Origin of the sequence: Diaphorobacter sp. HDW4B, assembly GCF_011305535.1 — a bacterium.
Lineage (GTDB): Bacteria > Pseudomonadota > Gammaproteobacteria > Burkholderiales > Burkholderiaceae_C > Diaphorobacter_A.
In genome coordinates this window covers 668,257-694,470 of sequence record NZ_CP049906.1, presented here as the reverse complement: position 1 = coordinate 694,470, position 26,214 = coordinate 668,257, and the positions used below count along the sequence as shown (strand labels likewise).

At 62.5% G+C, this 26,214-nt stretch carries 21 protein-coding genes, 2 pseudogenes and 1 riboswitch; of the genes and pseudogenes, 9 read left to right on the top strand and 14 right to left on the bottom strand.

Translation table 11 applies throughout. The features are described from left to right. On the bottom strand, positions 1–1,371 hold the full coding sequence (locus G7048_RS28015; RefSeq protein WP_166071757.1) for a hypothetical protein: 1,371 nt from the start codon (positions 1,369–1,371) through the stop codon (positions 1–3). A gap of 153 nt (positions 1,372–1,524) precedes the next feature. On the opposite strand from G7048_RS28015, the gene G7048_RS28010 reads away from it, so the two are divergent. The 3 genes from G7048_RS28010 to G7048_RS28000 all read left to right on the top strand — a co-directional run bounded on the left by G7048_RS28010 (position 1,525) and on the right by G7048_RS28000 (position 7,549). Further along, positions 1,525–2,442 (top strand): LysR family transcriptional regulator, encoded by a 918-nt coding sequence (locus G7048_RS28010; protein WP_166071756.1) that lies wholly within the window; start codon positions 1,525–1,527, stop codon positions 2,440–2,442. Between the two features lie 97 nt (positions 2,443–2,539). Further along, a complete protein-coding gene (locus G7048_RS28005) occupies positions 2,540–3,451 on the top strand; it encodes a tripartite tricarboxylate transporter substrate binding protein (RefSeq protein ID WP_240933430.1) in 912 nt (303 codons plus the stop codon). A gap of 180 nt (positions 3,452–3,631) precedes the next feature. Then, a complete protein-coding gene (locus G7048_RS28000; RefSeq protein ID WP_166071754.1) occupies positions 3,632–7,549 on the top strand; it encodes a choice-of-anchor U domain-containing protein in 3,918 nt (1,305 codons plus the stop codon). A 163-nt stretch (positions 7,550–7,712) separates the two neighbouring features. On the opposite strand, the gene G7048_RS27995 is transcribed toward G7048_RS28000, so the two are convergent. After that, entirely contained in the window at positions 7,713–8,660 is a 948-nt protein-coding gene (locus tag G7048_RS27995) for a hypothetical protein (RefSeq protein WP_166071753.1), read from the bottom strand. 141 nt (positions 8,661–8,801) lie between these two features. Here G7048_RS27995 and G7048_RS27990 point away from each other — a divergent pair, with 141 nt between their 5' ends. Further along, complete coding sequence (locus G7048_RS27990) at positions 8,802–9,956, top strand: methanobactin export MATE transporter MbnM (protein WP_166071752.1); 1,155 nt, start codon at positions 8,802–8,804, stop codon at positions 9,954–9,956. Positions 9,957–10,363: 407 nt separating this feature from the next. Here G7048_RS27990 and G7048_RS27985 read toward each other — a convergent pair whose 3' ends face one another. The 3 genes and pseudogenes from G7048_RS27985 to G7048_RS27975 all read right to left on the bottom strand — a co-directional run. Continuing rightward, complete coding sequence (locus G7048_RS27985) at positions 10,364–11,248, bottom strand: hypothetical protein (RefSeq protein ID WP_166071751.1); 885 nt, start codon at positions 11,246–11,248, stop codon at positions 10,364–10,366. 44 nt (positions 11,249–11,292) lie between these two features. Continuing rightward, complete coding sequence (locus tag G7048_RS27980; protein ID WP_166071750.1) at positions 11,293–11,598, bottom strand: hypothetical protein; 306 nt, start codon at positions 11,596–11,598, stop codon at positions 11,293–11,295. A gap of 483 nt (positions 11,599–12,081) precedes the next feature. After that, positions 12,082–12,288: pseudogene (locus G7048_RS27975) on the bottom strand (two-component sensor histidine kinase); the annotation flags it as partial. 125 nt (positions 12,289–12,413) lie between these two features. Next, positions 12,414–12,503: riboswitch (glycine riboswitch) on the top strand. A gap of 155 nt (positions 12,504–12,658) precedes the next feature. Between G7048_RS27975 and G7048_RS27970 the strand changes: the two are divergent. Beyond that, positions 12,659–13,891 (top strand): D-amino acid dehydrogenase, encoded by a 1,233-nt coding sequence (locus G7048_RS27970; protein WP_166071749.1) that lies wholly within the window; start codon positions 12,659–12,661, stop codon positions 13,889–13,891. A 90-nt stretch (positions 13,892–13,981) separates the two neighbouring features. On the opposite strand, the gene G7048_RS28650 is transcribed toward G7048_RS27970, so the two are convergent. From G7048_RS28650 to G7048_RS27930, 9 genes and pseudogenes are all read right to left on the bottom strand, one after another. Further along, a complete protein-coding gene (locus tag G7048_RS28650; protein ID WP_240933429.1) occupies positions 13,982–14,593 on the bottom strand; it encodes an ATP-binding cassette domain-containing protein in 612 nt (203 codons plus the stop codon). Between the two features lie 207 nt (positions 14,594–14,800). After that, positions 14,801–15,478: pseudogene (locus G7048_RS28645) on the bottom strand (ABC transporter permease); the annotation flags it as partial. 46 nt (positions 15,479–15,524) lie between these two features. Beyond that, positions 15,525–16,397 carry a formate dehydrogenase accessory sulfurtransferase FdhD gene (locus G7048_RS27960; protein WP_166071863.1) on the bottom strand — a complete coding sequence of 291 codons (873 nt, stop codon included), beginning with the start codon at positions 16,395–16,397 and terminating at the stop codon, positions 15,525–15,527. Between the two features lie 86 nt (positions 16,398–16,483). Further along, positions 16,484–16,864, bottom strand: a complete 381-nt coding sequence (locus tag G7048_RS27955; protein ID WP_166071747.1) for a hypothetical protein — start codon at positions 16,862–16,864, stop codon at positions 16,484–16,486. A 32-nt stretch (positions 16,865–16,896) separates the two neighbouring features. Next, positions 16,897–18,081 carry a formate dehydrogenase subunit gamma gene (locus tag G7048_RS27950; protein WP_166071746.1) on the bottom strand — a complete coding sequence of 395 codons (1,185 nt, stop codon included), beginning with the start codon at positions 18,079–18,081 and terminating at the stop codon, positions 16,897–16,899. Between the two features lie 22 nt (positions 18,082–18,103). Next, positions 18,104–18,367 carry a hypothetical protein gene (locus G7048_RS27945; RefSeq protein WP_240933393.1) on the bottom strand — a complete coding sequence of 88 codons (264 nt, stop codon included), beginning with the start codon at positions 18,365–18,367 and terminating at the stop codon, positions 18,104–18,106. Further along, entirely contained in the window at positions 18,364–18,957 is a 594-nt protein-coding gene (gene fdh3B / locus G7048_RS27940) for a formate dehydrogenase FDH3 subunit beta (protein ID WP_166071745.1), read from the bottom strand. Before fdh3B ends, G7048_RS27945 begins: the two co-directional genes overlap by 4 nt. A 10-nt stretch (positions 18,958–18,967) precedes the next feature. Continuing rightward, positions 18,968–21,946 carry a formate dehydrogenase subunit alpha gene (locus tag G7048_RS27935; RefSeq protein ID WP_166071744.1) on the bottom strand — a complete coding sequence of 993 codons (2,979 nt, stop codon included), beginning with the start codon at positions 21,944–21,946 and terminating at the stop codon, positions 18,968–18,970. A 16-nt stretch (positions 21,947–21,962) separates the two neighbouring features. Continuing rightward, entirely contained in the window at positions 21,963–22,190 is a 228-nt protein-coding gene (locus tag G7048_RS27930) for a formate dehydrogenase (RefSeq protein ID WP_166071743.1), read from the bottom strand. A 212-nt stretch (positions 22,191–22,402) separates the two neighbouring features. Here G7048_RS27930 and G7048_RS27925 point away from each other — a divergent pair, with 212 nt between their 5' ends. From G7048_RS27925 to G7048_RS27910, 4 genes are read left to right on the top strand one after another with little or no spacing between them, the layout of a single operon-like run. Continuing rightward, positions 22,403–22,894, top strand: coding sequence for a DUF3305 domain-containing protein (locus G7048_RS27925; RefSeq protein WP_166071742.1), 492 nt, complete (start codon positions 22,403–22,405; stop codon positions 22,892–22,894). Between the two features lie 5 nt (positions 22,895–22,899). Continuing rightward, on the top strand, positions 22,900–23,523 hold the full coding sequence (locus tag G7048_RS27920; RefSeq protein WP_166071741.1) for a DUF3306 domain-containing protein: 624 nt from the start codon (positions 22,900–22,902) through the stop codon (positions 23,521–23,523). Then, the gene (locus G7048_RS27915; protein ID WP_166071740.1) at positions 23,429–25,591 is read left to right on the top strand and encodes a 4Fe-4S binding protein; all 2,163 of its coding nucleotides are present in this window, start codon (positions 23,429–23,431) and stop codon (positions 25,589–25,591) included. Before G7048_RS27920 ends, G7048_RS27915 begins: the two co-directional genes overlap by 95 nt. Next, positions 25,588–26,208, top strand: coding sequence for a molecular chaperone (locus G7048_RS27910; RefSeq protein ID WP_166071739.1), 621 nt, complete (start codon positions 25,588–25,590; stop codon positions 26,206–26,208). The genes G7048_RS27915 and G7048_RS27910 overlap by 4 nt, the downstream gene beginning before the upstream one ends. Positions 26,209–26,214: the final 6 nt, after the last annotated feature.

The following is a 26,214-nucleotide window of genomic DNA, read 5'->3' as shown; positions in this document are numbered from 1 at the left end:
TCACTGCGGACGCTGACGTGGAACGACGCGTGTCGACAGCGCTGGCGACGTGTAGGCCGCATCGAAGCTGCAGCCCTTGCCGTAGGTGGCCTCCATGCCCGTGCAGGCGGTGGCGATTCCAGCGGCCGTGGGCTTGGCGCCCGTGTTTACCCAATGCAGCAGCGCATTCATCAGCGTGGGATAAGTGGGATCGCTGATGAAGCTGTGCGTGCCATTTGTCGTGAAGGTCTGCACCAGACGATCGCCGCTGCCGCCTTGCTGCATCACATCGCGAAAGCGCGAGTCGAGCTCCACAAATGCAGTGGGGTCGCCGATCCATTTGGTGGAGAGCACGGGGACAGGAATCTTGCCGACCGGGTCGGTGTCGGTTGCGAACTTCTGGTAGGCGGTGGGATCGGCCTTGTAGCGCAACACACCTGCGTTGAGGGCCGCATCGTCGGCAGATCCGGTGTAGATCGCGCCTTCGTTGCCAAAGGGGCTGGCGCCACCAGTGCGCTTGGCCGAGATGTCCTGAAAGTGCATCGTCGCCCAGTTCATGTGCGACTGAATGGCACTCTCGGGAATCTTGATCACGTTGACGATGGTTTGAATCTTGGCTTTCTGCTCGGGCGTGCGATCGGCAGCGGGTTTGTTGAGTGCCAGGCATTCGCTGACGCGCAGCGCCACGTCCGCCTGTTTCATGGTGACGTTGGCGGGCAGGCCGAGGTTGAGCGCGTAGGGCTGTTCGGTGGGACGTGGGTGGTTGCCGCAAAGGTACTGGTAGACCACCCGCAGATCGAGCCGGAAATCATAGGATCTGGTTCCCCCGCCGAGCACGCCACTGGTGAGCAGAACTGCATCGTAGGGACGCTCTCCCACCGTGTCTTCGGTGAACATCTCCGCGCCCTTGGCTGCCACGCCAGCGCCCCATGATTGACCATGCAAGATGGTTTTGGTGGGCACGGCCACATGCTTGCGGAAGATGCCGCGCAGTCGCTCCGTGTCTTCGGCGGCGGCGCGCACTTCCACGCCGCCCTGGCGGTAAGAGGATCCCGCCCATGCGTATCCTGATTTCACCATGATGGACCAGCGGGTCAGGTCTTCCATGGATCGGTCCAGATCGGGTGCGGCAAGATCAGGCCCCCCGTGTGCATGCATCACCAGAGTGCCATTCCACTTTGCGGGGACTGCGATCATGTAGAACGCTCCCTTGGAGTCGCGTCCGGACAGGCATTTCGCGTCGGTGGGAACATCTGCGGGGCAAGTGGCCAACACGGGCGCGGACTCGTTGGACGTGGAAGGCCCTTGCAATACCACGGAGCCGCCGCCGCAGCCGGTCAGTGCCAGCAGTGCCAGCAGGGGTAGGCGGTATGTCGGAAGATGTGATTTCATCGGTTTGTCTCCAGTCAGGCGTTTTTTGCTCGTGAGGCTCGCTGCGAAGCTGGGGGTCAGCGGTTGTCTTGCGAGGGCATGGCTTGTATTCTGGTTTGGCTTGTGAAATATTTCAAAGATTTCTAAAATATCAATTGCATACTTTTTGAATATATGGAACTGCGTCATCTCCGGTACTTTCTTGCGGTGGCCGAATGCGGCCATATCACGCGTGCCGCAGAGCGTCTGGGCATCCAGCAGCCGCCGTTGTCGCAGCAGATTCGGGCGCTGGAGAGCGAACTGGGCAGTGCGCTTTTTCATCGCCATCCCAAGGGTGTGGATCTCACCGATGTAGGCCATGAGTTGCGCGCGGAAGCCGAGCGGCTGCTGGCCGACTTTCATGCCATGCAGCAGCGCATCGAGGCGTTTGCGCGCGGGGAGCGGGGCCATCTGCGGGTGGGCTTCACCAGTTCAGCAGCGGCCCATGCGTTCACCCCGGAAGTGCTGCGCACCTGTCGCAAGTCGCACCCCGACATTCTGCTGAGCGTCAGCGAGAACAACGCAGCCGAAATCACCGAAGCCGTCGCTGCGCAGCGTCTGCATTGCGGCTTTCTGCGCGTTCCGGTGGCACAGCCCGATGGATTGGCGTTCGAGTCCCTGCTTCAGGAAGAGTCGCTGCTGGCCATTCCGGTCGATCATCGATTGGCTCGCAACAGCGCCAAGCCCGTGATGTTGGACGAGCTTGATGGCGAAAAACTGGTGCTGGTGCGCAGGCCCGGTGCGCCGGGCCTTTATGCCAATCTGCTGGCACTTTGCGCGCGGCGCAACGTTCACGTGGAAGTGGCTGCAGAGGTCGAGCGCATGATGACCAATGTGAATCTGGTCGCCGCAGGGGTAGGGCTGTCCATTGTTCCGGCATCGATCAAGGGCTCGCACCATCAGGCGGTGGTTTATCGCTCGTTCGATCCTTCGGTCAATCTCTGGGCTCCGTTGACCTTGGTGTACCGAGCGCATGACTGCGACGGTCCTTTGGGGACTTTCATCGCATTGGCCAAGAAGCTGGCCAAGCGCCATGAGTCCAAAAGCAGGTGAGCGCATGTCCGGATGGCAAGGGCTGACCCCGGCAAACTCCCAGCAATGGTCCCGACGGGCCATGCTCCTGAGTGGGTTGGTTGGAGCATCGCTCGTGATGTCGGGGGAAATGGCCGTTGCCACGGCGGCGCAGAAATGGCCGGGAACTGGTCTCAAGATTCTGGTGGCTTATCCGCCGGGCGGTGTGAGCGACCTGGTGGCGCGCGCCTTGGCCAAAGAGATGTCCGATCAACTCAAGGTGCCGGTGATCGTCGAGAACCGGTCCGGAGCGAGTGGAACGCTGGCGCTCGAACTGTTGCAACGCAGTCCGCCGGATGGTCAAACGCTGGTCTTCACCGCTGCAGCAGCCGTGGGCCTTGTGCGCAATGCGGCTGCGCGGCGTGCAACAACACCGGGGGCTGCTGCTCCATTGCCCGTGCAGCCTGTGGCGGGTGTCATGCGTACGCCGCTGCTGCTGGTGGGCACGTCTGCACTTGAATCATCTGCTTTCGCCGACATGATCGAAGAGGCGCGCAAGCACCCCGGAATGCTGCGCTGGGCGACGACGGGCGAGGGCACCACGGGTCACACGGTCCTGCAGCGCGTGAGTCAACATGCGGGTGTGCGCATCACCCATGTTCCGTACAAGGGCGGTGGACAGCAATTGACGGATGCGCTCGGCGGTCACTTCGAGCTGCTGTCCACCAACGTGGCACCAAGCCAGCTCGCGGCGTTGCGTGAAGGGCGCTTCAAGGCGCTGGCTGTAGGTGCGCCGCGCCGTCTGCCCGTGCTCCCGGAGGTGCCGACACTCGCGGAGCTGGGCTACCCGTCCGCGAATCTGGATTCCTTGTTCGGACTCTTCGTACCCCGTGGAACGCCCGCCAACGTGGTGGCGCTCCTCAACGAGTCGATCGAGCAAGCCCTTCGCTCGCCATCGATTCGCAATCGCCTGCTCGATGCCAACAACCAGCCGTACGAAGGCTCTGCGCAGGACTTTGCGCTGCAGGTGGAGCGCGAAACCGATCGTTGATTCAAGGACCTCTCTTCATCAAGGGTTGTCCGCGCAAGTCGCTGCAAGGATGTGACAAGTGCATATGCAAAACATATGCAGATCGACAGTTCGACATATTTTACTTTCGGCTGCGTCGCACTTAGCATTTGTCATAGCTGCACCCAATGGGTTCGGTAAATACCAAATAAAGAGACAAATATGCGACCCTTTGCACTTCAGCGAGCGCTTGTCAGCGCACTTCTCGTGGTTCCTGCGGTCTGGAGCTCTGCGACCTGGGCCGATGCATTTGCGCCCGGCAATCTGGTGGTCTACCGGGTGGGGGACGGCAGCCGCAGCCTGACCTCAACCGGCAATCCGGTGTTTCTCGATGAATATCGGCCGAGCGGTGAGCGCGTGCAGTCCATCGCCATGCCCCAAGCCCAAAGCGGCGCGCAGTATCCGTTTGCAGGTGGCGGAACTGCCACTTCGGAAGGTTGGCTCACCCGTTCGCAGGACAAGCGCTGCCTTGTGGTGCCCGGTTACGGTCGTGATCCGGCAGTGACTTCCGGGAATCTGGTGAGTGCTGCAAGCATCCCACGCGTCGTCGCTGTGGTGTCGCGCTCTGGTCAGATCGACACGTCAACAGCCTTGAATGACTTGGCCACCGGCACCAACAATTTCCGCGGGGCTGCCAGTACAGATTGCACCAGCCTGTGGGTGACGAGCAGCCTGGACGGCACGCGCTCGGCAAGTGTCGGCGCAAGCACTTCGTCTGCCGTGGCCGCTACCCCCGCTGGCGGACGTGTCGTCGCCATCGTGGATGGACAGCTCTACAACTCGTCCAATTCAGGCACGAACACGTTCAAGGGCGTGAACCGCATCGGATCGGGAACGCCTGCCACGGCAGTGACCGCGACCCGACTGTCGGGTCTGACCGATGCGCTGACACCCAGCCCCTACGGCTTTGCATTCGCCGATCTGGATGGAACGCCTGGCGCGGACACCTTGTATGTGGCGGACGACAGCAAAGGCATCACCAAATTTTCGCTGCAGTCCGGAAGCTGGGTCGCCAAAGGCACGGTAGGTTCGGAAAGCGATGAGTTCCGTGGCCTGACGGCGATGGTCTCGGGCACCACGGTGAACCTGTACGCGATACGTGGGGCGAACACGCTCGTTTCCATCACGGACAACAGTGGCGCAGGCGGCAACTTCAGTGCCACGCCCAATGTGATCGCGAATGCGGCATCGCTCACGGCATTCCGTGGGGTGGCGCTGACGCCGGAGATCAGCGTCACGGCGAGCGCAACGAGCGGCCCCAACGGAAGCATCACTCCCGCAAGCCGAACGGTCTTTCAGGGCGAATCGGCGTCCTTCACCGTCAACGCGGATGCCGGTTACACCCCCGTCGTTGGCGGCACCTGCGCCGGAACGCTGGTCGCAGGAACCTACACCACGCAGGCCCTTGCGAGCGACTGCAGCATCAATGTCAGCTTCACACTACAGACAACGCACACCGTGACGCCATCGGCGAGCAGCGGCGGCAGCATTCAGCCGCCCGTGCCACTGACCGTGATCGCCGGTGAAACGGCCACCTTCACGGTCGAGCCGCAAGCCGGATACACGGCATCCGTGAGTGGCAGCTGTGGCGGAATGCTGAATGGAACGACCTACACCACCGCCGCAGTCAATGGAGATTGCAGCGTTCAGGCCCTGTTCGCACTGCAAAGCTTCATGGTCACGCCCCAGGCGGGCCCGAATGGCAGCATCAGCCCCGCATCGCCGCAGGCGCAAACCTATGGCAGCAAGGCCAGTTTCACCGTGACACCACAGTCCGGCTACTCCGCTGCGGTGGGCGGCACTTGCGGCGGCGCACTCTCGGGCTCCACCTACACCACGGAGGCCATCGCTGCGGATTGCACGGTGGTTGCCACCTTCGCGGCCTTGCCGGTCTTCAACGTCACCTCCACGAGCAAAGGCCACGGCACCGTGACGGCCACCACGCCTTTGGGTGTGGCGCAGGGCCAGACAGCCAGCTTCACCGTGGTTCCCGATGAGGGATATGCCGTTGCCGTGCGCGGCACCTGCGGTGGGCAACTGCAAGGCAACCTGTACACGACCAAGCCAATTGCCGAGGCCTGCACGGTCGATGTGACGTTCGCCAAAAAGGTCATTCTCTTTCTTGGCAACAGCTACACCTTCGGCCGCATCGATCCCGTGATGAGCTACAACACGGACAACGTCACCGATCTGACGATGGCCATGTGGCAGCGTGATGCTACTGGCTCCAATGAAGACGAGCCGCATCCATGGGGTGGCATTCCAGGGGTTTTCAAGAAGCTGAGCGACCAAGCCGGACTCGACTATGACGTGTCGATCTCCGCGCGCAATGCAGCTTCCTTGCGCGGCCATTTTCTGAACTCCAATCCCGCAGGATGGGACCTGCGTGGCAACGCCGCCTCGCAGAAATGGACCACGGTCGTGTTGCAGGATTTGAGCGATGAGCCACTGCCGCCCGGGCGCAGCCACAACGCGAATCTGCCGTACTTCAATGCCTACGCGGACAAGTTCCAGCAATGGATTCACGAAGGAGCGAGTGGTGCCTTCACCGAAACACAACTGTTCGGCCCCGATTGCCCCGCCATCACCGGCGCTTCGCAGGCCACCTGCGATGCCAGGCGCAATGTGCCCGAGCCCAATCCGAATGCCGATGCGCACACCGACATCTATCTCTACCAGACTTGGGCCCGTCCGGACCTGATCGCGCCCAACGGCTCGAACGTCAGGGGAACGACCTACTCCGCGAGCGAAGGCCTCGAAGCCATGACCGCAGATTTTCATGCGGGATATTTCGGACGTGCCGCCGCCAACTCCCGCTTCAAAGGCGTGTCCCCGGTTGGCGATGCATTCCTGCGCGCAGTGGTGTCGGGTCTGGCCATGCGAGATCCGTATGTGCCTGACGCGAACAAGCTCAACCTCTGGTACACGGACTACTTTCATCCCAGCAAGTACGGCTCGTATCTCAGCGCACTCGTGCACTTTGGACGCATCTCCGGCATCGATCCAACGACTCTGGGCGCGGGCGAACTCGCAGCGGTGGATCTGGGCATTGCATCGGCCGACGCGGTCGCCCTGCAAAAGATTGCCAAAGCCACCTTGGTCCCTGCAGCGCCCACCATTGTCAGCGTGACGGCGGGTGACGGTCAGGTGGAGCTGGCCTTCACGCCAGCAGACAATCTTGGCCATCTCGACGTGCTGGAGTTCACCGCGACCTGCGGCTCTCGAAGCGCCAGCGCAACGGTCTCGCCCATCGTGATCTCCGGGCTGACCAACGGCTCGCCCGTGACCTGCACGGTCGTTGTACGCAACAGCGTCGGTGCGGGAGACGCTTCTGCTTCTTCGCTCAGCGTGACACCCGCGTCCACAGCGACGGCCCAGTGCGGCAGTGCGCAGGGCATGGCGAGCGTGATCATGCCGCGCGCCAACCTCTGCGCGGTCGGCAATGCCTCTGCGGTGACATCCGCCAATGGAACCTACAACTGGTCCTGCGTTGCCGAGGCGTCCAATGGCCCAGCGGCTTCATGCTCGGCCCCATGGGCGCAAACACCAACCTCCTCAGGCACAGCGACTGCGGGCGTCAGCGAAGGTTGGAACTTCCGCTCCGCCGCCTTCATCCCCGCGTCGTCAGCAGGACAAGCACCTGCCAATGTGAGCTTCCCACACGGCTTGTTTGACTTCGTGCTGGAAGGCGGAACACCCGGAAGCACTGCGCAGGTGACGGTGACCTTCCCGAACACGTTGCCTGCTGGGTCGGTCTACTGGAAATTCGGCCCTACACCCCTCGGCCACGGATGCACGGATGCTGCGAGCTGCGCTGCCCCCCACTGGTATGTCTTTCCCGACGCCACGTTCGATGGCAACACGGTGCGACTGAACATCACCGACGGTGGACTGGGCGATGACGACCTCAAGGCCGACGGAATCATCGTGGATGCAGGCGGCCCCGGCGTCGTCGCTACCACGGTCACTCCCAATGCGGTGGCAGTGCCTTCGCTTTCGCCATGGGCGCTGGCCTTGTTGGCGATGTTCCTCGCATGGGGCGGCAAGGCTGCGGTAAGCAGGCGACAGCACCAGGGCTGACGCAACCAAGCTCTCCAAACGCTGGGATATGTGGGCTCAAAAAAGTGAGCCTTCCGCATCTAAAGGCGGAAGGCTCATCACTGTTCAAAATGCGCGAAAAAGCCCGTTGTGGCGCTTTGCTCCCAACCACGGGATCTGCACAAAGCCCCCAGCGATTCCTTCTTCAATCAATAGGAACAATGCGCACGCTCGGCTGGCTTTTGGCGTCGGCCGCACCTACCGCCACAAACAGTCGGCGATGGTTTTCGTCATACGCCACGCCCTTGATCTTGGGCCAGCCGCTGGCAACGACGCTGGTTTCGCCCTTGGGGCTGATGCGGAACAGCTTGCCGCCCGAGCCGCCGAAGAACAAAGTACCGTCCGAAGCGGCAGTCATCAGGTCGATGCCGTCGAGCGTGGTGAACGTGGCAATCACCTTGCCATCTGCAAGCGTTGCGGGTGTGGCACGTACTTTGGCAAGCGAGTAGGAAAGCACGTTGCCCGTATTTTGGTCGCTCACATAGATCGTGTCGCCCACCACGGCCAGGCCCACGGGTTTGCCAAGTCCGGTGATGAGTTCGCGCTCGCTGGCGGTGGTGCCGCTCAGCTTCAGTTCGCTTACCGCGCCTGATCCACCCTTGATGAACCAGCCGTCCAGCAGTGCACCGTCGGGCGTGGTGGTGATGCCGATGCGTCGGCGAAGCTTGTCTGTTCCGCTCAGGTTGTAGGCATTGCCGGTCTTGGGTGCACCGACCACGGAGCCATCGGTGCCGAAGCCAAAGCGTGTCACGTAAAGCGTGCCATCCGTGGTGCGTGTGAGCTGGCCCAGCGTCGCGCCGCTGGTGGGTGCCGTTGGCAATGCCGCGTACTGCGTGAATTGGGTGCCGCCGTCCCACGCGCGAATGTTGTTGGCTGCATCGTCGGTCAAAAACAGGCGGCTTTCCGACTTGTCCCAATACAGACCGTTGAGCTCGGCGGACACGCTCAGCGTGGTCGGTCCGCGATCCGTATCACTGCCTCCACCGCCGCAGGCAGACAAGGCGACAGCAGCACAGGCGGTGCCGATCAGCAGCATGCGACGCATGCCGGAAGTCCAACGCGAACCGCTCAGGGTGGCAGTGATTGATTTCATAGTCTCTTCGTGTGTTGTGAGATGAGTGAATCGCTATTATATTTTGGAATAGCGGGTTAACATTCTCGTCCTATGCGCATCCCAACCCACGAGATAGATCAACCCCATCGCACGAGCCAGCCTCGCTCAGCGCACCTCCTGATGGCCGCGCTGCTGGTTGCGCTTGGCGTGCAAGCCTGCGGAGGGGGCGGCTCGTCGGCAGCGACGACAACGCCGGACAGCACGACGCCCGAAGCCGCCGTGTGGCAATGGAAACTTCCACCCGGATTCACGGCTCCCGCAGTGCCTGCAGACAACCCCATGAGCACTGCCAAAGTCGAGTTGGGCCGCGCGCTGTTCCACGACGTGCGCCTGTCGGGAAACGCCACGCAGTCCTGCGCGAGTTGCCATACGCAGGAGAGTGCCTTCACCGACAACCGATCACTGTCACGTGGGTCAACGGGCGAGGTACATCCGCGCAACGCCCAGCCACTGGCCAATGTGGCATGGAACACCACGTTCACCTGGGCCCATCCGGACGAACGCACGCTGGAGCACCAGATGCTCAAGCCGATCTTTGGAACCAACCCAGTGGAGTTGGGCGTCAATGACAGCAACCGCGCCGAAGTCCTGTCGCGCTTTCAGGCGGACACCCGCTATGCGAGCCGCTTCAAGGCGGCGTTCTCGGGCGAGTCGGATCCGGTGAGTTGGGACAACATCATCAAGGCCATTGCCGCCTTCGAGCGCACGCTGATTTCAGCGGACAGCCGCTACGACCAATCGGTGGCGGGAAAAATCACACTGAGCGCCCAGGAAGCGCGTGGCATGAAACTGTTCTTCAGCGATCAAGCCAAGTGCGCGCAATGCCACGGCAGCCCCAATTTCAACGACCAATTCAGCACCGCAACCAGCGTGCAGAGCGATCCATCGTTTCACAACACCGGGCTGTTCAACATCGGCGGAACCGGCGCATATCCCGAGCCCAATCGCGGCGTCTATGAAGTCACGAAACAGGCGCAGGACATGGGCAAGTTCCGCGCTGCCAGCCTGCGCAACATCGAGCTCACCGCACCGTACATGCACGACGGCAGCATCGGCACGCTCGAAGCCGTGCTCGACTTCTACGCCGCCGGTGGCCGCAACGTCGGCAACGGCCTGTATGCGGGTGACGGAAGGCTCAACCCCTACAAGGACGAACGCATCTCGAAAATCATGCTGTCGGGTGACGAGAAGGCGGACCTCGTGGCGTTTCTCAAGACGCTCACGGACACGGGTTTCGTGAGTAATGCGGCGTACGCTGCTCCCGGTACGAATTGAATTGCCTGAACTCTCGAAGTGATGTGTCTTCGTTGCATAACTGGACGACGATGCGGGCAATCGCATGGGCAACGGCTTGATATTGAGCGTTGGGGTGATGTGGCGAGGTGGATGCGTAGCCAATTATTCGAAATCGGCGCAGGGCTGTGGCAGATTGCCAGAGCGCAAGCGAACTGGAACTCCCGGTCAGGAGCGGTCATCCTCCAACTTCCCCGAAACGTGTCATTCCCAACAGCAAGGGGCGCATGGAGACAAAGTCCTCATGCTCCCAATTCTTTCAGCACCGGCTCATTGCACCAGCCCATGCAAAGCCCACGCCTTGCATAAGCTAGCGCAATGCACATTGCGTGCCGCCGTACACAGTCTAGCCAGCGAAGAATGAGAGCCCGGGCCGAGTCGGGAGGTCTTCAGCGTTGCAGGCGGGCTTGCAATTGGTTCACCAGTTCGGTCTGTAGCTCCAATTCCGCGAACAGCTCGTTGCGCGGAGTCATCGAGAATGCAGTGACGGAGGGCTCGCCACGATCTTCTGGCGTTTCCTCCATCGTGCGAAGCCCTCGCGGGTTGGCGCGAGGGTTGGCTTCGAATTGATTGCGCGGAAGGCCAGTGCCGATGTTCGGGCCGAATGTGATGTTGTCATCGTCGTCACCGGGCTCTTCCACCCGCGGCAACTGTCTGCGGGGCAGCAATTGCACTTCTTCATCGTCTTCCTCCAGCAGACCAATGGCGTCAATACGGGACCCGGAGGCAGGCGGGGATTTCAGTGCTTCATAGTTCGGCGCGTGGAATGAGGCGAAGTAGTGACCTCGGGGCATTTTGTTTGCGTCCTTGACACCGGCGGCGTAGTCATTCTGGATCGCCTGCTTGCTAGTCGCGTCGAATTCGTCGAGGCGCGCCATCGCCTTGTCGCGCTCCGCGCCTGCGGGCATGCTCTTGATTTCGCGGTGCAGGTCGCTCACGCCCTGAGCGAGATGCGTGAGGCTGGCTTGCTTCACATAAGTCAGCGCATCCTTCTGGGTAGAAAACATCTGCCCGAGGCTGTTGCCGCTCTCATCCTCATCGCTGAAATTGTTCCAGAAGTTGGCCAGACGCTCGTCGATCACGGTGCCGTCGGAGCTTGCGTTGGTGGCCATGTCCACGTTGGTCTGCAGCGAATCGAGCGCCGTCTTCAGCGTCTCTTCCATGCGCTGATTGAACAGTTGATCGCGTATGTGGTCAACGCTGCCAGTCGTGTTGGCGCTGCCAACGGAGGAGATGGGCTGAAGGGTTCCCAGCGAGGGCGTATTGATGTTCATGGTGAAGGGTTCCTTGTGCGGGGGCGATGCGTGGCACTATGCGTTCAGATTATTTGGCGTGTACGGCGTGCTGCGAGTGTGGAGGCTCCGGCTGTCGGCTTGCTGCTGTGCATTTGGCGCGCCTTGATGTCGTCACGGATGCGTGCAACTTCTTCCTGCACTCTGGCTTCCACCTGGGCAATGTCGTCGGCACTCAACTGGCTTTCCAGATGCGCACACAGTTCCTCGGGCGAGCCCGATGCGCCTCCCTGTGCGCGGGCATCGGCCACGGCTTCCAGGGTCCGGCGCGCAGCTTGGATGGCCTGGCGCGCTTCCTGCAACGTCTGTTCAGAACGATTCTGCGGCTTCATGTCGTTTGTGCTCCTACGTGCTTGCGGTTGAAGAAAATGAGGGTCAGACAGTGAGTAACGCGAGCGCTGCTGCAGTTCCAAAAATGTGCAAAATCGCTGAGTTCTTCACGGAGTAAGGGGGGCGTATGCGGGTTCAGGCAACAACAGACGGGCGCTGCGGCCTCGAAAACACCGCCTCATGGTCACGGAGGTATGCTCGGAAGCGCTGAGCGTCACCGCCAGGTTCCAGCCTCAGTCCCGATACGTCCGATCGAATGACACATGGCTCTCATGGGCGAGGGTGATGCGCTTGCGAGCTGGTTTTCGGGGCGTCTGACCAAATACTCGCTGCAAATGAAACCATGCCTGCTTGCGACTCTTGCTGATGCGAGCTGCAGCCGTAGGGGATTCCTCCCACGCGAGTCTCAAGGGCTGTATCCGGTGCAATCTACAACCACCCAGCGGGCGGCATCATTGCGTCTTGAGCGGCAGTTTTGACCATGCTTCGTTCACCGTGCGGGGTTTTCGCAGAACCACTTCCGAGCCGGAAATCAACGTCGCAAGAGGCGTGTTCAGTTCATGGGCCGCGTCGGCGTTGAATGACTCCAGTTGCCGGTATGCATCGGCCAGACGATCAAGCAAGGCGTTGAATTGCGTCAGCAACTGCAGCAGTTCATGGGGCAGGCCGCCGCCGCCCAGGCGACGCCGGACAAGGCAACGTGCGTGACGGGCTCATCGTCTTCACTGGCATTCCGCTTGCAAAGCCTTTGGCAACAGGCATAATCCGCCCACTCGCTGACACCTTCGTCGGCGAGTGCTTGCGATCAGCGAGAGCTGACGCATCGTCGGGAGAGATCAGCCCTTGGGCTGACGCCGAAGGAGCAACCGCCCCGGAAACTCTCAGGCAAAAGGACCGACCTTGCGAGCAAACTCTGAAGGGTAGTGGGTGCTTCGTCTGCCCATCACACCGAAGGAGCAAGCAAAGCCCGCGCTTTGCGAAAACTCTCAGGTTCCATACAGAGGGGGTGACCGTCACGTGATTTGCGTGCGGTCCACCTCTTTCGACGATATGGAGTCTGGCTTGAAAAAAGTAGCTGTCATCGGCGCTGGCATCACGGGTGTCACGTCAGCGTATGCGCTCGCGCTGCGCGGTCTGGATGTGACGGTGTTCGAGAGGCACCGTTATGCCGCAATGGAAACATCGTTTGCCAACGGAGGCCAGCTTTCGGCCTCCAATGCAGAGGTCTGGAACCACGGATCGACGATCCTCAAAGGCCTCAAATGGATGCTGACGCATGACGCGCCCTTGCTCGTCAACCCGCGTCCCACCTGGCACAAGCTGTCATGGTTCGCAGAGTTCATCGCGCAGATTCCCCACTACGAGAAGAACACCGTCGAGACTACCCGGCTCGCCATTGCTGCCAGAAAACATCTGTGCGAGTGGGCCGAGAACGAGCGTATCGATTTCGATCTCAAGCGCGAGGGAATTCTGCATTTTTATCGCCAGAAAGCAGGCTTCGAACACGCCTCCCGGGTCTCCCAACTGCTGGCCAAGGGCGGGCTTGCGCGTCGAGAACTCAGCCCCTCGGAAATCAGCGAAGTCGAACCCACGTTGAAGGGAAATTACTACGGTGGATTTTTCACCGAAAGCGATTCGACCGGCGACATCCACAAGTACACCAATGGTCTGGCGGCGGCGGCCCAACGCCGAGGCGTCAACTTCCAGTTCGAGACGGAAATTCTCGATGTGCAGGCCAGAAACGGCGGTGTTTCTGTGGAGACCCGCCGCGATGGCAGCACAGACAAGACCGCGTTCGATGCCATCATCATCTGCGCGGGCGTGAACAGCAGAAGCATTTCCGCTTCGCTGGGTGATCGCTTGAATGTCTACCCCGTCAAAGGCTATTCGATCACCGTCCATCTGAACGACCCGCTCAGTCAGCGCAGCGCTCCAACGGTCAGCTTGCTCGACGATGAAACCAAGCTCGTCACCAGCCGACTGGGCCCGGATCGATTCCGGGTTGCAGGCACGGCGGAATTCAACGGAGTGAACCGCAACATCCGGGCAGATCGCATTCAGCCGCTGATCTCGTGGGTGGAGAAATGCTTCCCGGAAGTCAACACCCGCAACGTGACCCCATGGGCAGGCTTGCGCCCCATGATGCCCAGCATGCTCCCGCGCGTGGGCCCGGGAAGAGCGCCCGGCGTTTTCTACAACACCGGGCACGGGCACTTGGGATGGACCCTGTCAGCGGCTACTGCCGAGGCGATTGCTCAGGTGGTGGATGACAGTTTCAGGAACGCGTTGCATTGATGCACGTGTCCTGACGTGAAGCGCGAAGCACGCCATCGATTGCAAAGGAGTAGCTGATGTCTTTCGATTCGCGCGGGTCAGCCTGACTGCCTAGCGCCAGCCCAGTTCGCCCTGCAGAAACTGCGCCGCTTCTGCGGGTAGCGCATCGCCATCAAAGAACTGCTGCACGGGCCTTTGCACGATGAGCTGCCCGCCTTGCAGATAGGCCACGCGCGTGGCAAGGCGTTTGGCCTGGCCGAGGTTGTGGGTGCTCATGACGATGGTGACGCCGGTGGCGGCGACTTCTTCGATGAGGCGTTCGATCTCGGATTTGGCGCTGGGATCGAGGCTGGCGGTGGGCTCGTCGAGGAAAAGAATGTCGGGCTGCAGGGCCCATGCGCGCGCAAGGCCGAGTCGCTGTTGCTGGCCGCCCGAGAGCTGGCGCGCGGGGCGGTTGGCGTGTTCCAGCAGGCCGACGCGGGCGAGGGCTCTCTGGCAGCGCTCTTGGCGTTCATGGGCGGGCACGCCGGAGAGCCAAAGGCCGATCCAGATGTTGCGCGTCACCGAAAGGCTGAGCAGAAAAGGGCGCTGGAACAGCATGGAGGCACGCGGTTGTCGGCCTTCGGGCTCAAGCGGCAGGTGTTCGCAGCGGCCCTCGTTGCACGCAAGCAGGCCGTGCATCAGGCGCAGCAGCGTGGTCTTGCCGGAGCCGTTGGCTCCCACCAGAATCAGGCGATCGCGGCGGTGGAGCGTCAGGGTCGCCCGATTCAACGCGACCACCGGGCCAAAGCGCACGGTGGCTTGTTCGACCTTGATGAGCTGTGCTGCCGTTGCGCCCGTCGTCGCAGCGGGGACGGGATTCGTGGATGGCGCTTCGGAGACTGCAATTTGAGCCAGCGGTTGGGTGCGCTGTGGGCGATTGCCGATCCATTGCAGCAGGCCAATGGCACCGTTGATCACGCCGACCACTGCCAGCAGAACAAAGCCCAGCGCGAGGGCCAGCGCCAGATCGCCCTTGCTGGTTTCGAGCGCGATGGTGGTGGTCATCACGCGTGTGACGCCAGCGATGTTGCCGCCCACGATCATCACCGCGCCGACTTCTGCGATGGCCCGCGCGAACGCGGTGAGCAGCACGGTCACCACGCCCATGCGGTCGTGCACAAGCATCAGCAGCGCGGCTGTCAGCGGGCGTGCTCCGAGGGACTGCAACTGGCTGCCACCTTCGGCCAATGCCGACAGCACGAGGCGACGTGACAGCGCTGCAATCAGCGGCGTGACGAGCACGCTTTGCGCGACCACCATTGCAGATGGGGTGAACAGAATGCCCAGTTCACCGAGCGGCCCGGAACGCGAGAGCAGCAGATAGACCAGCAGACCGACCACCACGGCAGGCAGCGCGAGCAGCGTGTTGACCAGCCACACGAGCAAGCCATGACCGGGAAAGCGCGCCACCGCCAGCCATGCGCCCAGCAGCAGTCCGATGAGCGAACCGACAAGACAAGCTGTCGCACTGACCTGCAGCGACAGCGCGGTGATGTGGACGAGTTCGGGATCGGCGTGAGCGATGAGTTGCCAGGCCAGCGCCCAGCTGTCGGTCATGGTGTTCATTGAGCGCAGGTTTTACCATGACCTGTGCGGGTGTCGGCAGAAGAATCTAGCGAGCGGCGACTTGAGGAGCAGTCAGCGGAACGGGCGCTTCGGGTGGGTACAGCTGCGTGGTCTGCAGTTCGGGCTCGGCGTCGAAACGGTCGAAGCCGGTGTAGCAGAGGAAGTGTCGATTCGATGCGCGACCGAACAGCGTCATGCCCAGTTGCGTTGCCAGATCGTGGCCCATGGCGGTGACGCCGTTGCGTGAGACGACGATGGGCACGCCCATCTGCGCGGCCTTGATGACCATTTCGCTGGTCAGGCGGCCGGTGGTGAAGAACACCTTGTCCGCGCCCGTGACCCCGTGCATCAGCATCCATCCGGCGATGGTGTCGATGGCGTTGTGGCGGCCCACGTCTTCCACGAAGACCAGCATGCGCTTGCCTTGGAACAGCGCACAGCCGTGGACCGATCCGGCGCGGCGGTGCACGGTGTCGCGCTGGCGCAGGGTGTCGAGCAGGCCATAGAGCTGCGTCTGCGTGATGCGGGCTGAGCGCGCATCGGGCAGGTGGATGTCGCCCAGCGCGCTCATCGCATCGCCGAACACCGTGCCCTGGCCGCACCCCGTGGTCACGATGCGGCGCGCGGTGCGCGCTTCCAGATCGGCGATGCCAGCGCGCGTGGTGACGGCAGCGGCATCGACCTCCCAATCGACGGTGATCGAGGTGACGTCTTCGAGCCGCTCGATCAAACGTTGGTTGAGCAGATAACCCAGCACCAGCAATTCGGGGCGCGCGCCCAGCGTCATCAGCGTGACGAGTTCGCGCTTGTCGACGAACACGGTGAGCGGGCGTTCTGCGGGAATCTGGATGGCGCGCCGCACGCCATGCTGGTCGAGGATTTCGATGTCGCGCAGCAGGGCGACACCGGCATGCGTCATGTGTGGTGCAGAGGGCAGGGGAGCGAGGTCTGCGGCGTCCGATTCGAAGCCGAGCGCACCTTCTGCCACGGGGTTGGGGGAATCAATCAGGGCTTGGTTCCTGTCGGTGCTGCGGGTGATGCGGCAGCGCTGGGTGGCGTTGCTGCGGTTTGCGTGGGGGAATGCGCGCCTGCGGCTTCGGCGGGCTTGGCCTCGGGCGGTGTGTAGCTGAAAGGTCCGGGATCGGCGCATGCCGGAGTCGTCGCTGGTTGGACCGACTTGCCCGCTGCGCGTGCCTGCGTGAGATAGGCGGCCGCCACGCGATCCTGGGATTGGCAGAGTTGGTAGCCGGCCACCTTGTCGCTCCATGCCGTCTTCGCGGCGGCTTCGGCGGCCTTGGCCTTGGCTTCGTCCGAAACCGGCGGCAGCTTGGCCATGGCGCTGCCCGCCGTCAGAGCAAGAGTCATCAGCACGATGTGGTGTTTCATGGGGAATCTCCGTGGGCGTGATGATGTGCGCTTCAGGCTTCGCGGGTGGTGGGCAACGGTGCGGGAGTGCTGGCGGACGATTCACCCGAGCGTTGCGCGGGGATCTTGCCTGCCTTGATGTCGTCGTACCAAAGCTCGTGGTGTTCCTTGGCCCAGCCTTCGCTCACGTAGCCGGTGCGCATGGCCTTGTAGGCGCCACGCATGCCGACGGTGCCGATGTAGATGTGACCGAAGATGATGCACAGCATCAGCACGGCAGCGGCGGCATGGAACATGTGCGCCACTTGCATCTGGCCGCGTGTGTAGAGCATGTTGGGGATCAGGTGATCGAGCACCAGACCGGACGCCACCACGGTGATGCCCAGCACGAATGCGCCGATCCAGAACACGCCTTTTTCACCCGCGTTGAAGCGGTGCGAAGGCACTTCCTGACCACCGAAGAGTCCACCGGCCTCCTTGAGCCACAGCCAGTCCCAGGCGCGGGGCACGTTGTCCTTGAGGAAGGTGAGCAGAATCACCAGCAGCGACACCGCGAACAGCGGGCCGACGAAGTTGTGCATGGTCTTCAAGCCAAAGGTGATCCAGCCGAACAGCGTGTGGCCCATCCATGGCAGCAGCAGAAATTTGCCGAAAGCCATCACCAGACCCGACACGCCCAGCAGCACGAACGCGATCGCATTGAGCCAATGGGCCGAGCGCTCGAACGGCGTGAAGCGTTCGATGCGCTTGCCGCCTTCCGGATGCTCGTGGCCCATGGTGCCGCGCGTGGCGTAGAAGATGCCGATGGCGACCAGCACGATCAGCAGCAGCGAGCCGCCGTAAGGGATGATCACGCGGTTGCGCACCTGCCGCCAGGCTTCGCCCGCAGTCGCATGGCTGGAGCCGGGGTAGGTCTCGAAGCGCTGGATCAGCACGCCTTTTTCGACGCCGGGAAGGTTGGTGATGCCAGCCACTTCGCCGGATTCACGCACGCTGCGCCAGAACGGCGCGTTGTTGCCGGGTTGCGATTTGCCGCGTGCGGCGTTGCTGTCGTCGGCCTTGGGTTCGGCAGGCGCAACAAAATCTGCGGGCGGGCCCTTGGCAGGATCGACTGCGACGGCTTGGGCAGCAGCAGGCTCCGCGACAGGTGCTGCCACGGGAGCAGTCTGCGCCTGCGCCAAGGCACTGGCAGCGCCGAGCAGGCCGATGGCCAGCCAGCGAGAGAACACCGTTTTCATCGTAGGGGCCTCCGCTTCATTGTCACTGTCCCATGCGGACGTATTCGTTCTGACTGCGGTTGCGCTGCTTGATCTGCGCTTCCCAGCTGGCCTTGTCACCGGGCGTCCAGCCGGCGGTGTTGAAGGACTTCTGGCCGCCGCTCCAGGCCTTGTGCTCGGCAGAAGAGTGCGTGGTGCCTGCGGTCTGCGGTTTCTCGCTGCAGGCGGCCAGCAGCACGGTCAGAGCCGTTGCCGCCAGGATGACGAACGGTTTGCGAGCTTTGGTGTTGGTGTTGCTGTGCTTCATTGCTTTGGCTTTCCGTAGGCTGTACCCCAACCCCAGACTTCGCTGCCCTTGCCACGGTGCAGCACGCGGGTGCGGAAGATGTCGGCCACGACGTCGCCGTCGCCAGCCAGCAGGGCCTTGGTCGAGCACATTTCCGCGCACGCCGGCAGCTTGCCTTCGGCCAGACGGTTACGACCGTACTTTTCGTTTTCTGCCGCGCTGCCGGTCTCTTCCGGGCCGCCGTTGCAGAACGTGCACTTGTCCATCTTGCCGCGCATGCCGAAGGTGCCGTTGCTCGGAAACTGCGGTGCGCCGAACGGGCAGGCGTAGCTGCAGTAGCCGCAGCCGATGCACACGTCCTTGTCATGCAGCACCACGCCTTCGTCGGTGCGGTAGAAGCAATCGACCGGGCAGACCGCCATGCAGGGCGCATCGCTGCAGTGCATGCAGGCCACCGAGATGCTTTTTTCGCCCGGCTGACCGTCGCCCATGGTGACCACGCGGCGGCGGTTCACGCCCCAGGGCACATCGTTTTCAGCCTTGCAGGCGGTGACGCAGCCGTTGCATTCGATGCAGCGTTCGGAGTCGCAGATGAATTTCATTCGTGCCATGTCGTTCTCCTTATGCGGCCTTTTCGATTTGGCACACGGTGGTCTTGGTTTCCTGCATCATCGTGACGCTGTCGTAGCCGTAGGTCGTCGCGGTGTTCACTGCCTCGCCGCGCACCACCGGCATCGCGCCTTCGGGGTAGTACTTGGCCAGGTCGATGCCGCCCCAGCGGCCCGAGAAGTGGAAGGGCAGGAACACGGTGCCCGCATCCACGCGCTCGGTCACCAGCGCCTTGACCTTCAAGCCCTTGAAGTCGGGGATCGCGGCCATCGGCGGGGTCTTCACCCACACATCGTCGCCGTCGCGGATGCCCCGGTCATTGGCCGCACGCGGGTTGATCTCGACGAACATCTCCTGCTGCAGCTCGGCCAGCCACGGGTTGGAGCGGGTTTCCTCGCCGCCGCCTTCGTACTCGACCAAACGGCCCGAGGTCATGATCAGCGGGAAGGTCTTGCCGATGTCCTTGTTCTTCTCCTGCACGCTCTTGTAGAGCGTGGGCAGACGCCAGAAGGCCTTCTTGTCGTCGTGCGTGGGGTACTTGTCGATCAGGTCGGCACGTGTGCTGTACAGCGGTTCGCGGTGCTGCGGAATCGGGTCGGGGAAGTTCCACACCACGGCCCGCGCCTTGGCATTGCCGAAGGGGTGGCAACCATGGTTCTTCATGGTCACACGGATGATCGCGCCCATCGGGTCGGTCTTCCAGTTCTTGCCCTCGGCGGCTTTCTGCTCGGCCTCGCTCAGTTCGCCCCACCAGCCCAGTTTCTTGAGCAGCAGATGATCGAATTCAGGATAGCCCGTGGTCAGATCCGCGCCCTTGCTGTGCGATCCATCGGCCGCCAGCAGCGACACGCCTTCGCGCTCCACCCCGAAGTTGGCGCGGAAGTTGCCGCCGCCGTCCATGACGTGGGCGCTGGTGTCGTACAGATTGGCCGTGCCCGGGTGCTTCATCTCCGGCGTGCCCCAGCAAGGCCATGGCAGGCCGAAGAAATCTCCGTCCAGCGAGTAACCGGTTTCCTTGTCCACGCCGCCCTTGGCGCGCAGTGTCTTCACGTCGAAGACGTTCATGTTGCGCATGTGGGCCTTCAGGCGCTCGGGGCTTTGGCCCGTGTAGCCGATGGTCCAGACGCACTTGTTGATTTCGCGAAGAATGTCTTCGGGCACGGGTTCGTCCTGGCCCTTGACCTTCTGCATCTTGTAGTTCTTGACCAGCTCCTTGCCGAAGCCCAGCTTCTCGGCGAGCTGGTACATGATCATGTGGTCGCTGCGGCTTTCCCACAGCGGATCGATGACCTTCTCGCGCCATTGGATCGAGCGGTTGGACGCCGTGCACGAACCGCTGGTCTCGAACTGCGTGCACGCGGGCAGCAGATACGTCGCGCGGTTGGGATTGAGATCACCGGCCTTGCCCGGCATCGCGGCCATGGCGGCCGTGGCGCTTGGGAACGGGTCGATGACGACCAGCAGATCGAGCTTGTCGAGCGCGGTCTTCATCTCCAGACCACGGGTCTGCGAGTTGGGCGCATGGCCCCAGAAGAACAGGCCGCGCAGATTGCTGTCCTGATCGATCAGCTCGTTCTTTTCGAGCACGCCGTCGATCCAGCGCGACACCGTCATGCCGGACTTGGTCATCATGCCCGGCGCGTACTGCTTTTTGATCCACTCGAAGTCCACGCCCCAGGTGTTGGCGAAGTGCTTGAATGCGCCTTCGGCCAAGCCGTAGTAGCCGGGCAGGGAGTCGGGGTTCGGGCCGACGTCGGTCGCGCCCTGCACGTTGTCGTGACCACGGAAGATGTTGGCACCGCCGCCCGACTTGCCGATGTTGCCCAGCGCCAGTTGCAGAATGCACGAGGCACGCACCATCGCATTGCCGATCGTGTGCTGCGTCTGGCCCATGCACCACACCAGCGTGCTGGGGCGGTTCTCGGCCATGATCTTGGCGACCTTGTAGGTGGTGGCTTCGTCCACGCCGCAGACTTCCTGGACCTTGTCCGGCGTCCACTTGGCCATCACGTCTTCGCGCACCTTCTGCATGCCGTAGACGCGGTCTTCGAGGTACTTCTTGTCTTCCCAGCCGTTCTTGAACACCTGGTAGAGCACGCCGAAAAGGAAGGCGATGTCGGTGCCCGAGCGGATGCGCACGTACTCGTCGGCCTTGGCGGCCGTGCGGGTGAAGCGCGGGTCCACCACGATCATCTTGCAGCCCATCTCCTTGGCATGCAGCATGTGCAGCATCGACACCGGATGCGCTTCCGCCGCATTGGAGCCGATGTACAACGCCGCCTTGGCGTTCTGCATGTCGTTGTAGGAGTTGGTCATCGCACCATAACCCCAGGTGTTCGCGACGCCAGCCACCGTGGTGCTGTGGCAGATGCGGGCCTGGTGATCGGTGTTGTTGCTGCCCCAGAAAGACAGCCACTTGCGCAGCAGATAGGCCTGCTCGTTGTTGTGCTTGGACGAGCCCACGACGAAGATCGAATCGGGGCCGCTGGCTTTTTTCAGCTCCAGCATCTTGGCGCTGATCTCGTTGAGCGCGGTCTCCCAGGTGATGCGCTCGTACTTGCCGTTGACGAGCTTCATCGGATATTTCAGGCGGTACTCGCCATGGCCGTGCTCACGCAGCGCGGCACCCTTGGCGCAATGCGCGCCCAGATTGATCGGCGAATCGAAGACCGGTTCCTGACGCACCCAGACGCCGTTTTCCACCACGGCATCGACCGCGCAGCCCACCGAGCAGTGGCCGCAGACAGTGCGCTTGACTTCGACCTTGCCCGTGCCGTTGCCCGCCTTGGCGGGATCGGCCGCCTCGGCCTTCTTCACCAGCGAAAGCTGCGAGGCAGCGATACCCGCGCCCACACCCAGCCCCGAGCGGCGCAGGAAAGCGCGGCGGTCGATGGTGGGCACGGCATGCGCGAGGCCGCGCGCGAGATTGGCGACCATGCCCGAGTGGGCAGTGCGGCCTGCGGAAGAGGAGTTCTTGCGGGTAAGTTGCATGTACTGTTCCTCCCGCTCAGACCTTGGCGGTCCGGTAGTAGCGCTGGACGTGTTCGGTCAGCTGATACCCCTCCGAAGAGCCGGGAGTCACCTTGGCGGCAGGCTCGGAAGTGGGCTGCTGCACGACGCCGGGAAGCACGGCTGCTGCAGCGGCGGCGGCACCTGCGACACCCGCTCCGGCAAAGACCGTGCGGCGTGAAAGGGCAGGCTGGCGCTCATCGCGCGAGGGGTTTGGCTGGGGCATTGGCTGAACCTCTTTGGCGTTATTGCCGCTCCATTGGCGACAATATGATCGCTTGAGCATATGCTGTAGACCTCTTAGCTGCCCTCAGGGTTAATACCCGTAGGCTATGGAACGAATTGCTGGGCTAAACTGCTTTGAACCTTGGATTCATCGGCGCTGTGCAGCGTCGAGTTCAAAGGTTTCTCCGAACGTTATCTGAGGTTCTTCCCACGGTGTTCTCCAACGAAAATCCCCCCACCTTGCGCGTTGCGGTGCGTATCGACCGCCTGCGCCAACCCACCCGTTGGGAAGACTGGCGCTTCACGGTGGCAGATGTGGTGATCGACGATGGTGGTTTTGGCACCGAGCAGCGCGTGCTGCGCGACGATGGCGATTCGGCACAGTGGTTGTTTCCCAACCTTCCCGTCAGTCTGTTCCGGGATGACTCGGAGGGGTATTACCTGAATCTCACCTCGGGCGCGCCTGTCTGGTTCGTGATGTGGCGCATCGACCATGTCGATCCGTCGAGAGCCTGGCCCGAAAGCGTGAGCCTGTCGTACAACGAATGCGGTCGTTGGCTGGACGCGCAGGAGCGGGTCGACAATTGCCCGCTCGACGACAGCGTGCGTGCCGCGTTGCAGGAATATGTCGACGTTCATTACCGTCCCGAGCCGAAAAAGCGCAAGCGTCCTGCGTCGTTCGTCGAGCCGGAAAAGCGGCGCTGATCGCCATGGCAGACAACGACGGCTTTCTGTCGCGCTGGTCGCGGCGCAAGGTGCAGGCCAAGCAAAACGATGCTCCTTTGGATGAGCCTGCGCAGCCGGTTCCTGCCGTGGTTTCGCCAGCACCGGACATGCCGATCGACAAGGCGCTGCCGGACGCCGCTGAGCAGCCTCCGTTGCCGACGCTGGACGATGTCGCCGCGCTGGGTCGCGATTCCGATTTCACCCGCTTTGTGACGCCCGAAGTCAGCGGCGAGGTGCGCAACGCGGCGCTCAAGAAGCTGTTCAGCGATCCGCATTTCAACGTGATGGATGGGCTCGATACCTACATCGACGACTACAACAAACCCGATCCGCTGCCGGCGGCCATGCTCAAGAAAATGGCCCAGGCGGCCTATCTGGGATTGGTCGAGCCGGAAGTCGAGACCGACGACAAGAAGAATCCCCCCGAATGCGCTGCCGACAACGTATCGGCCGCCATTTCTCCCGCCGCAAACACCGCAAATGACCCCGATGCGGCCGCGATGAAAGTCCACGATGAAGACCCTGATCTGCGATTGCAATCGCACCATGACCCTGGACCGCCCGGCGCTGGCCCGGGCCTTGACGGCAACGCCCAACGCCAGCGCTGACGGAGTTGCCGACGCCCACACCGTGCTGTGCCGACGGGAAGCGCCAGCGTTCCAGCGCGCGGCCAAGTCGGGCGAAGAACTGGTGGTGGCCTGCACGCAAGAGAGCCGCTTGTTTGCGGAGCTGGCCGAGCAGACCGAGGGCGCGCCAAGCCTTGCCGAGCGGCCGATCCGCTTCGTCAATGTGCGCGAAACCGGCGGCTGGTCGCGTGATGGCGCTGCCTCCACGGCCAAGCTCGCGGCATTGATTGCAGCGGCGCAACTGCCGCCGCCCGAGCCGGTGTCCACCGTCAGTTATCGATCTGCGGGGCGCTGCCTTGTGGTCGGCTCTGGCGCGCGCGCCGAAGCAGCCGCCGCAATGCTTGCGGACAAGCTCGATGTGACCTTGCTCGTCGATGGCGGTGAATTGCCGCAGCAGCACGAACGCGTGGTCATGCGCGGCAAGTTGAGTCGCCTGACGGGTTGGCTGGGCGCTTTCGATGCGGCCTGGGAGAACGCCAATCCCATCGATCTCGATCTGTGCACGCGCTGCAATGCCTGCATCAAAGCCTGCCCCGAAGGTGCCATCGACTTTGGATACCAGATCGACATGGCGCGCTGCAAGTCACACCGCGACTGCGTGGTGGCCTGCGAGGCGGCGGGGGCCATCGATTTCAACCGCAGCGCTCGCACCGACGAAGGCCGCTTCGATCTGGTGCTCGATCTGCAGGCCGCGCCCGCATTCACCATGCACGAGCCGCCACAAGGCTATTTCCACGCGGCGGGCGACGACGAGCTGATTCGCGTCGTCATGGAACTGCGCGAGATGGTTGGCGAGTTTGAAAAGCCCAAGTATTTCCACTACGAACAACGCCTGTGCGCGCACAGCCGCAACCAGCAGATCGGTTGCTCGGCGTGCATCGATGTCTGCTCGACGCAGGCCATCCGCTCGGACGCATCGCTCAAGGGCAAGACCGCCGGACGTGCTCGCGGCACTACGGCCACGGTCACTGCGGGCATTTTTGTCGAACCGCATCTGTGCATGGGCTGCGGTGCCTGCAGCACGGTGTGTCCGACCGGCGCTCTGACGTACGGCTATCCGGGCCCGGTCGATCTGGGCAAGCGCATTCACACCATGCTGCGTGCGTATTCCGCAGCCGGTGGTCGCAACGCGGCCTTGCTGCTGCACAGCGAAAAGGAAGGCACCGAGCACATCAACGCCCTTGGCCGCGCCGCGAGCGCTGGTCGCGCGCATGGCGTGCCCGCGCGCGTGCTGCCGCTGGCCTTGTGGCACAACGCCAGTGTGGGTATGGACGTGTGGCTCTCGGCCTTTGCGCAAGGTGCCAATCAGGTCTGGGTGCTGGTGGGCGATGCCGAAGCGCCGCAGTATCTGGAGGCACTGAGCCAACAGATGGCGCAGGCACAGGCCATCGTGAGTGGTCTGGGTTTTGCGGGCGAGCATTTCCGGCTGATCAAGGCATCGGCCATCCACACGCTGGATGCCGCGTTGCAGGCACCGGCGGCGCAGGGCGTTGCCAAACCCGCAAGCTTCAACGTGCTGGCGGACAAACGCGACACGCTGGAGATGGCGCTGGCGCATCTGCTCGCGCAGACTGCGACGGTGCCCGATGTGATCGAGCTGCCCAGAGCTGGTGCGCTTTACGGCAGTCTGAAGGTCGATGCGAACAAGTGCACGCTGTGCCTGTCTTGCGTCGGTGCCTGCCCGTCGAGCGCGCTGGCTGACAATGCCGATCAACCGCAGATCCGCTTCATCGAAAAGAACTGCGTGCAATGCGGCCTGTGCCTGACCACCTGCCCGGAAAACGCCATCGAACTGGAGCCGCGTTTGCTGCTGGCCGATGGCGGTCGCACCCGTCAACAAGCCCGCGTGCTGCACGAGGCGCAGCCGTTTCATTGCGTGCGCTGCGCCAAACCGTTTGGTACGCTGCGCGGCATCGAGAACATGATGGCCAAGCTTGCAGGGCATGCCGCGTTCCAGGGCGCGGCTGCCGAACGGCTCAAGATGTGCTCGGACTGCCGCGTCATCGACATGTATTCCAACTCCAACGAACAACGCATCAACGAACTGTGACTACCCAGCCCATCCGTACCGAGCCCTTCAGCGAAGAGATTGCCCGCGCCGAACTCTATGGCCTGCTTGCGCGCCTGTGGCTTGCGCCGCCCGATGCGGCTTTGCTGCAGCAATTCAAGGTCGCGGTGACTGAAGCCCCCGAGCCGGGCGGCTATCTCGAAGCGCCGTGGCAGGCCTTGGTTGCCGCCATGCGCGAGACCACGGTCGAAGCCGCAGCATTGGAATTTGCCGCGCTTTTCCAAGGCGTTGGCAAGCCGGAGGTGTTTGCTTATGCCTCGTATTTTCTTGCGGGTTTCATGAACGAAAAGCCACTCGCGCAATTGCGCAGCGATCTGGCAGCACTCGGTCTCACGCGCGATGAAACGCAACTCGAGACCGAGGACCATATCGCCTATGTGTTCGAGGTGATGCGTTATCTGATCGCCGGTGACGATGCGGGCGTGAGCAATCTGGAGCAGCAACGGCGATTTTTCCGCAACCATGTGCAGACCTGGGTCGATCAGTTGTGCGATGCCGTGAACGAGCAGCCCGCCGCGCATTTGTGGCGTTCCATCGCCGTGATGACCAAGGCTTTTGTGGTGGTGGAAGCGCAGGCGTTCGACCTGCTGGAAGCATGAACGGTC

Excerpts from the sequence above, each read along its gene's own strand:
- G7048_RS27990 (WP_166071752.1), top strand. The coding sequence starts at position 8,802 with ATGGCCGCGCTGCTGGTTGCGCTTGGCGTGCAAGCCTGCGGAGGGGGC.
- G7048_RS28005 (WP_240933430.1), top strand. The coding sequence starts at position 2,540 with ATGTCGGGGGAAATGGCCGTTGCCACGGCGGCGCAGAAATGGCCGGGA.
- G7048_RS27950 (WP_166071746.1), bottom strand. The coding sequence starts at position 18,081 with ATGAAAACGGTGTTCTCTCGCTGGCTGGCCATCGGCCTGCTCGGCGCT.
- G7048_RS27915 (WP_166071740.1), top strand. The coding sequence starts at position 23,429 with ATGAAGACCCTGATCTGCGATTGCAATCGCACCATGACCCTGGACCGC.
- G7048_RS27995 (WP_166071753.1), bottom strand. The coding sequence starts at position 8,660 with ATGAAATCAATCACTGCCACCCTGAGCGGTTCGCGTTGGACTTCCGGC.
- fdh3B (WP_166071745.1), bottom strand. The coding sequence starts at position 18,957 with ATGGCACGAATGAAATTCATCTGCGACTCCGAACGCTGCATCGAATGC.
- G7048_RS27985 (WP_166071751.1), bottom strand. The coding sequence starts at position 11,248 with ATGAACATCAATACGCCCTCGCTGGGAACCCTTCAGCCCATCTCCTCC.
- G7048_RS27955 (WP_166071747.1), bottom strand. The coding sequence starts at position 16,864 with ATGAAACACCACATCGTGCTGATGACTCTTGCTCTGACGGCGGGCAGC.
- G7048_RS27980 (WP_166071750.1), bottom strand. The coding sequence starts at position 11,598 with ATGAAGCCGCAGAATCGTTCTGAACAGACGTTGCAGGAAGCGCGCCAG.
- G7048_RS28015 (WP_166071757.1), bottom strand. The coding sequence starts at position 1,371 with ATGAAATCACATCTTCCGACATACCGCCTACCCCTGCTGGCACTGCTG.
- G7048_RS27935 (WP_166071744.1), bottom strand. The coding sequence starts at position 21,946 with ATGCAACTTACCCGCAAGAACTCCTCTTCCGCAGGCCGCACTGCCCAC.
- G7048_RS28000 (WP_166071754.1), top strand. The coding sequence starts at position 3,632 with ATGCGACCCTTTGCACTTCAGCGAGCGCTTGTCAGCGCACTTCTCGTG.
- G7048_RS27945 (WP_240933393.1), bottom strand. The coding sequence starts at position 18,367 with ATGAAGCACAGCAACACCAACACCAAAGCTCGCAAACCGTTCGTCATC.
- G7048_RS28010 (WP_166071756.1), top strand. The coding sequence starts at position 1,525 with ATGGAACTGCGTCATCTCCGGTACTTTCTTGCGGTGGCCGAATGCGGC.
- G7048_RS27930 (WP_166071743.1), bottom strand. The coding sequence starts at position 22,190 with ATGCCCCAGCCAAACCCCTCGCGCGATGAGCGCCAGCCTGCCCTTTCA.
- G7048_RS27920 (WP_166071741.1), top strand. The coding sequence starts at position 22,900 with ATGGCAGACAACGACGGCTTTCTGTCGCGCTGGTCGCGGCGCAAGGTG.
- G7048_RS27960 (WP_166071863.1), bottom strand. The coding sequence starts at position 16,397 with ATGACGCATGCCGGTGTCGCCCTGCTGCGCGACATCGAAATCCTCGAC.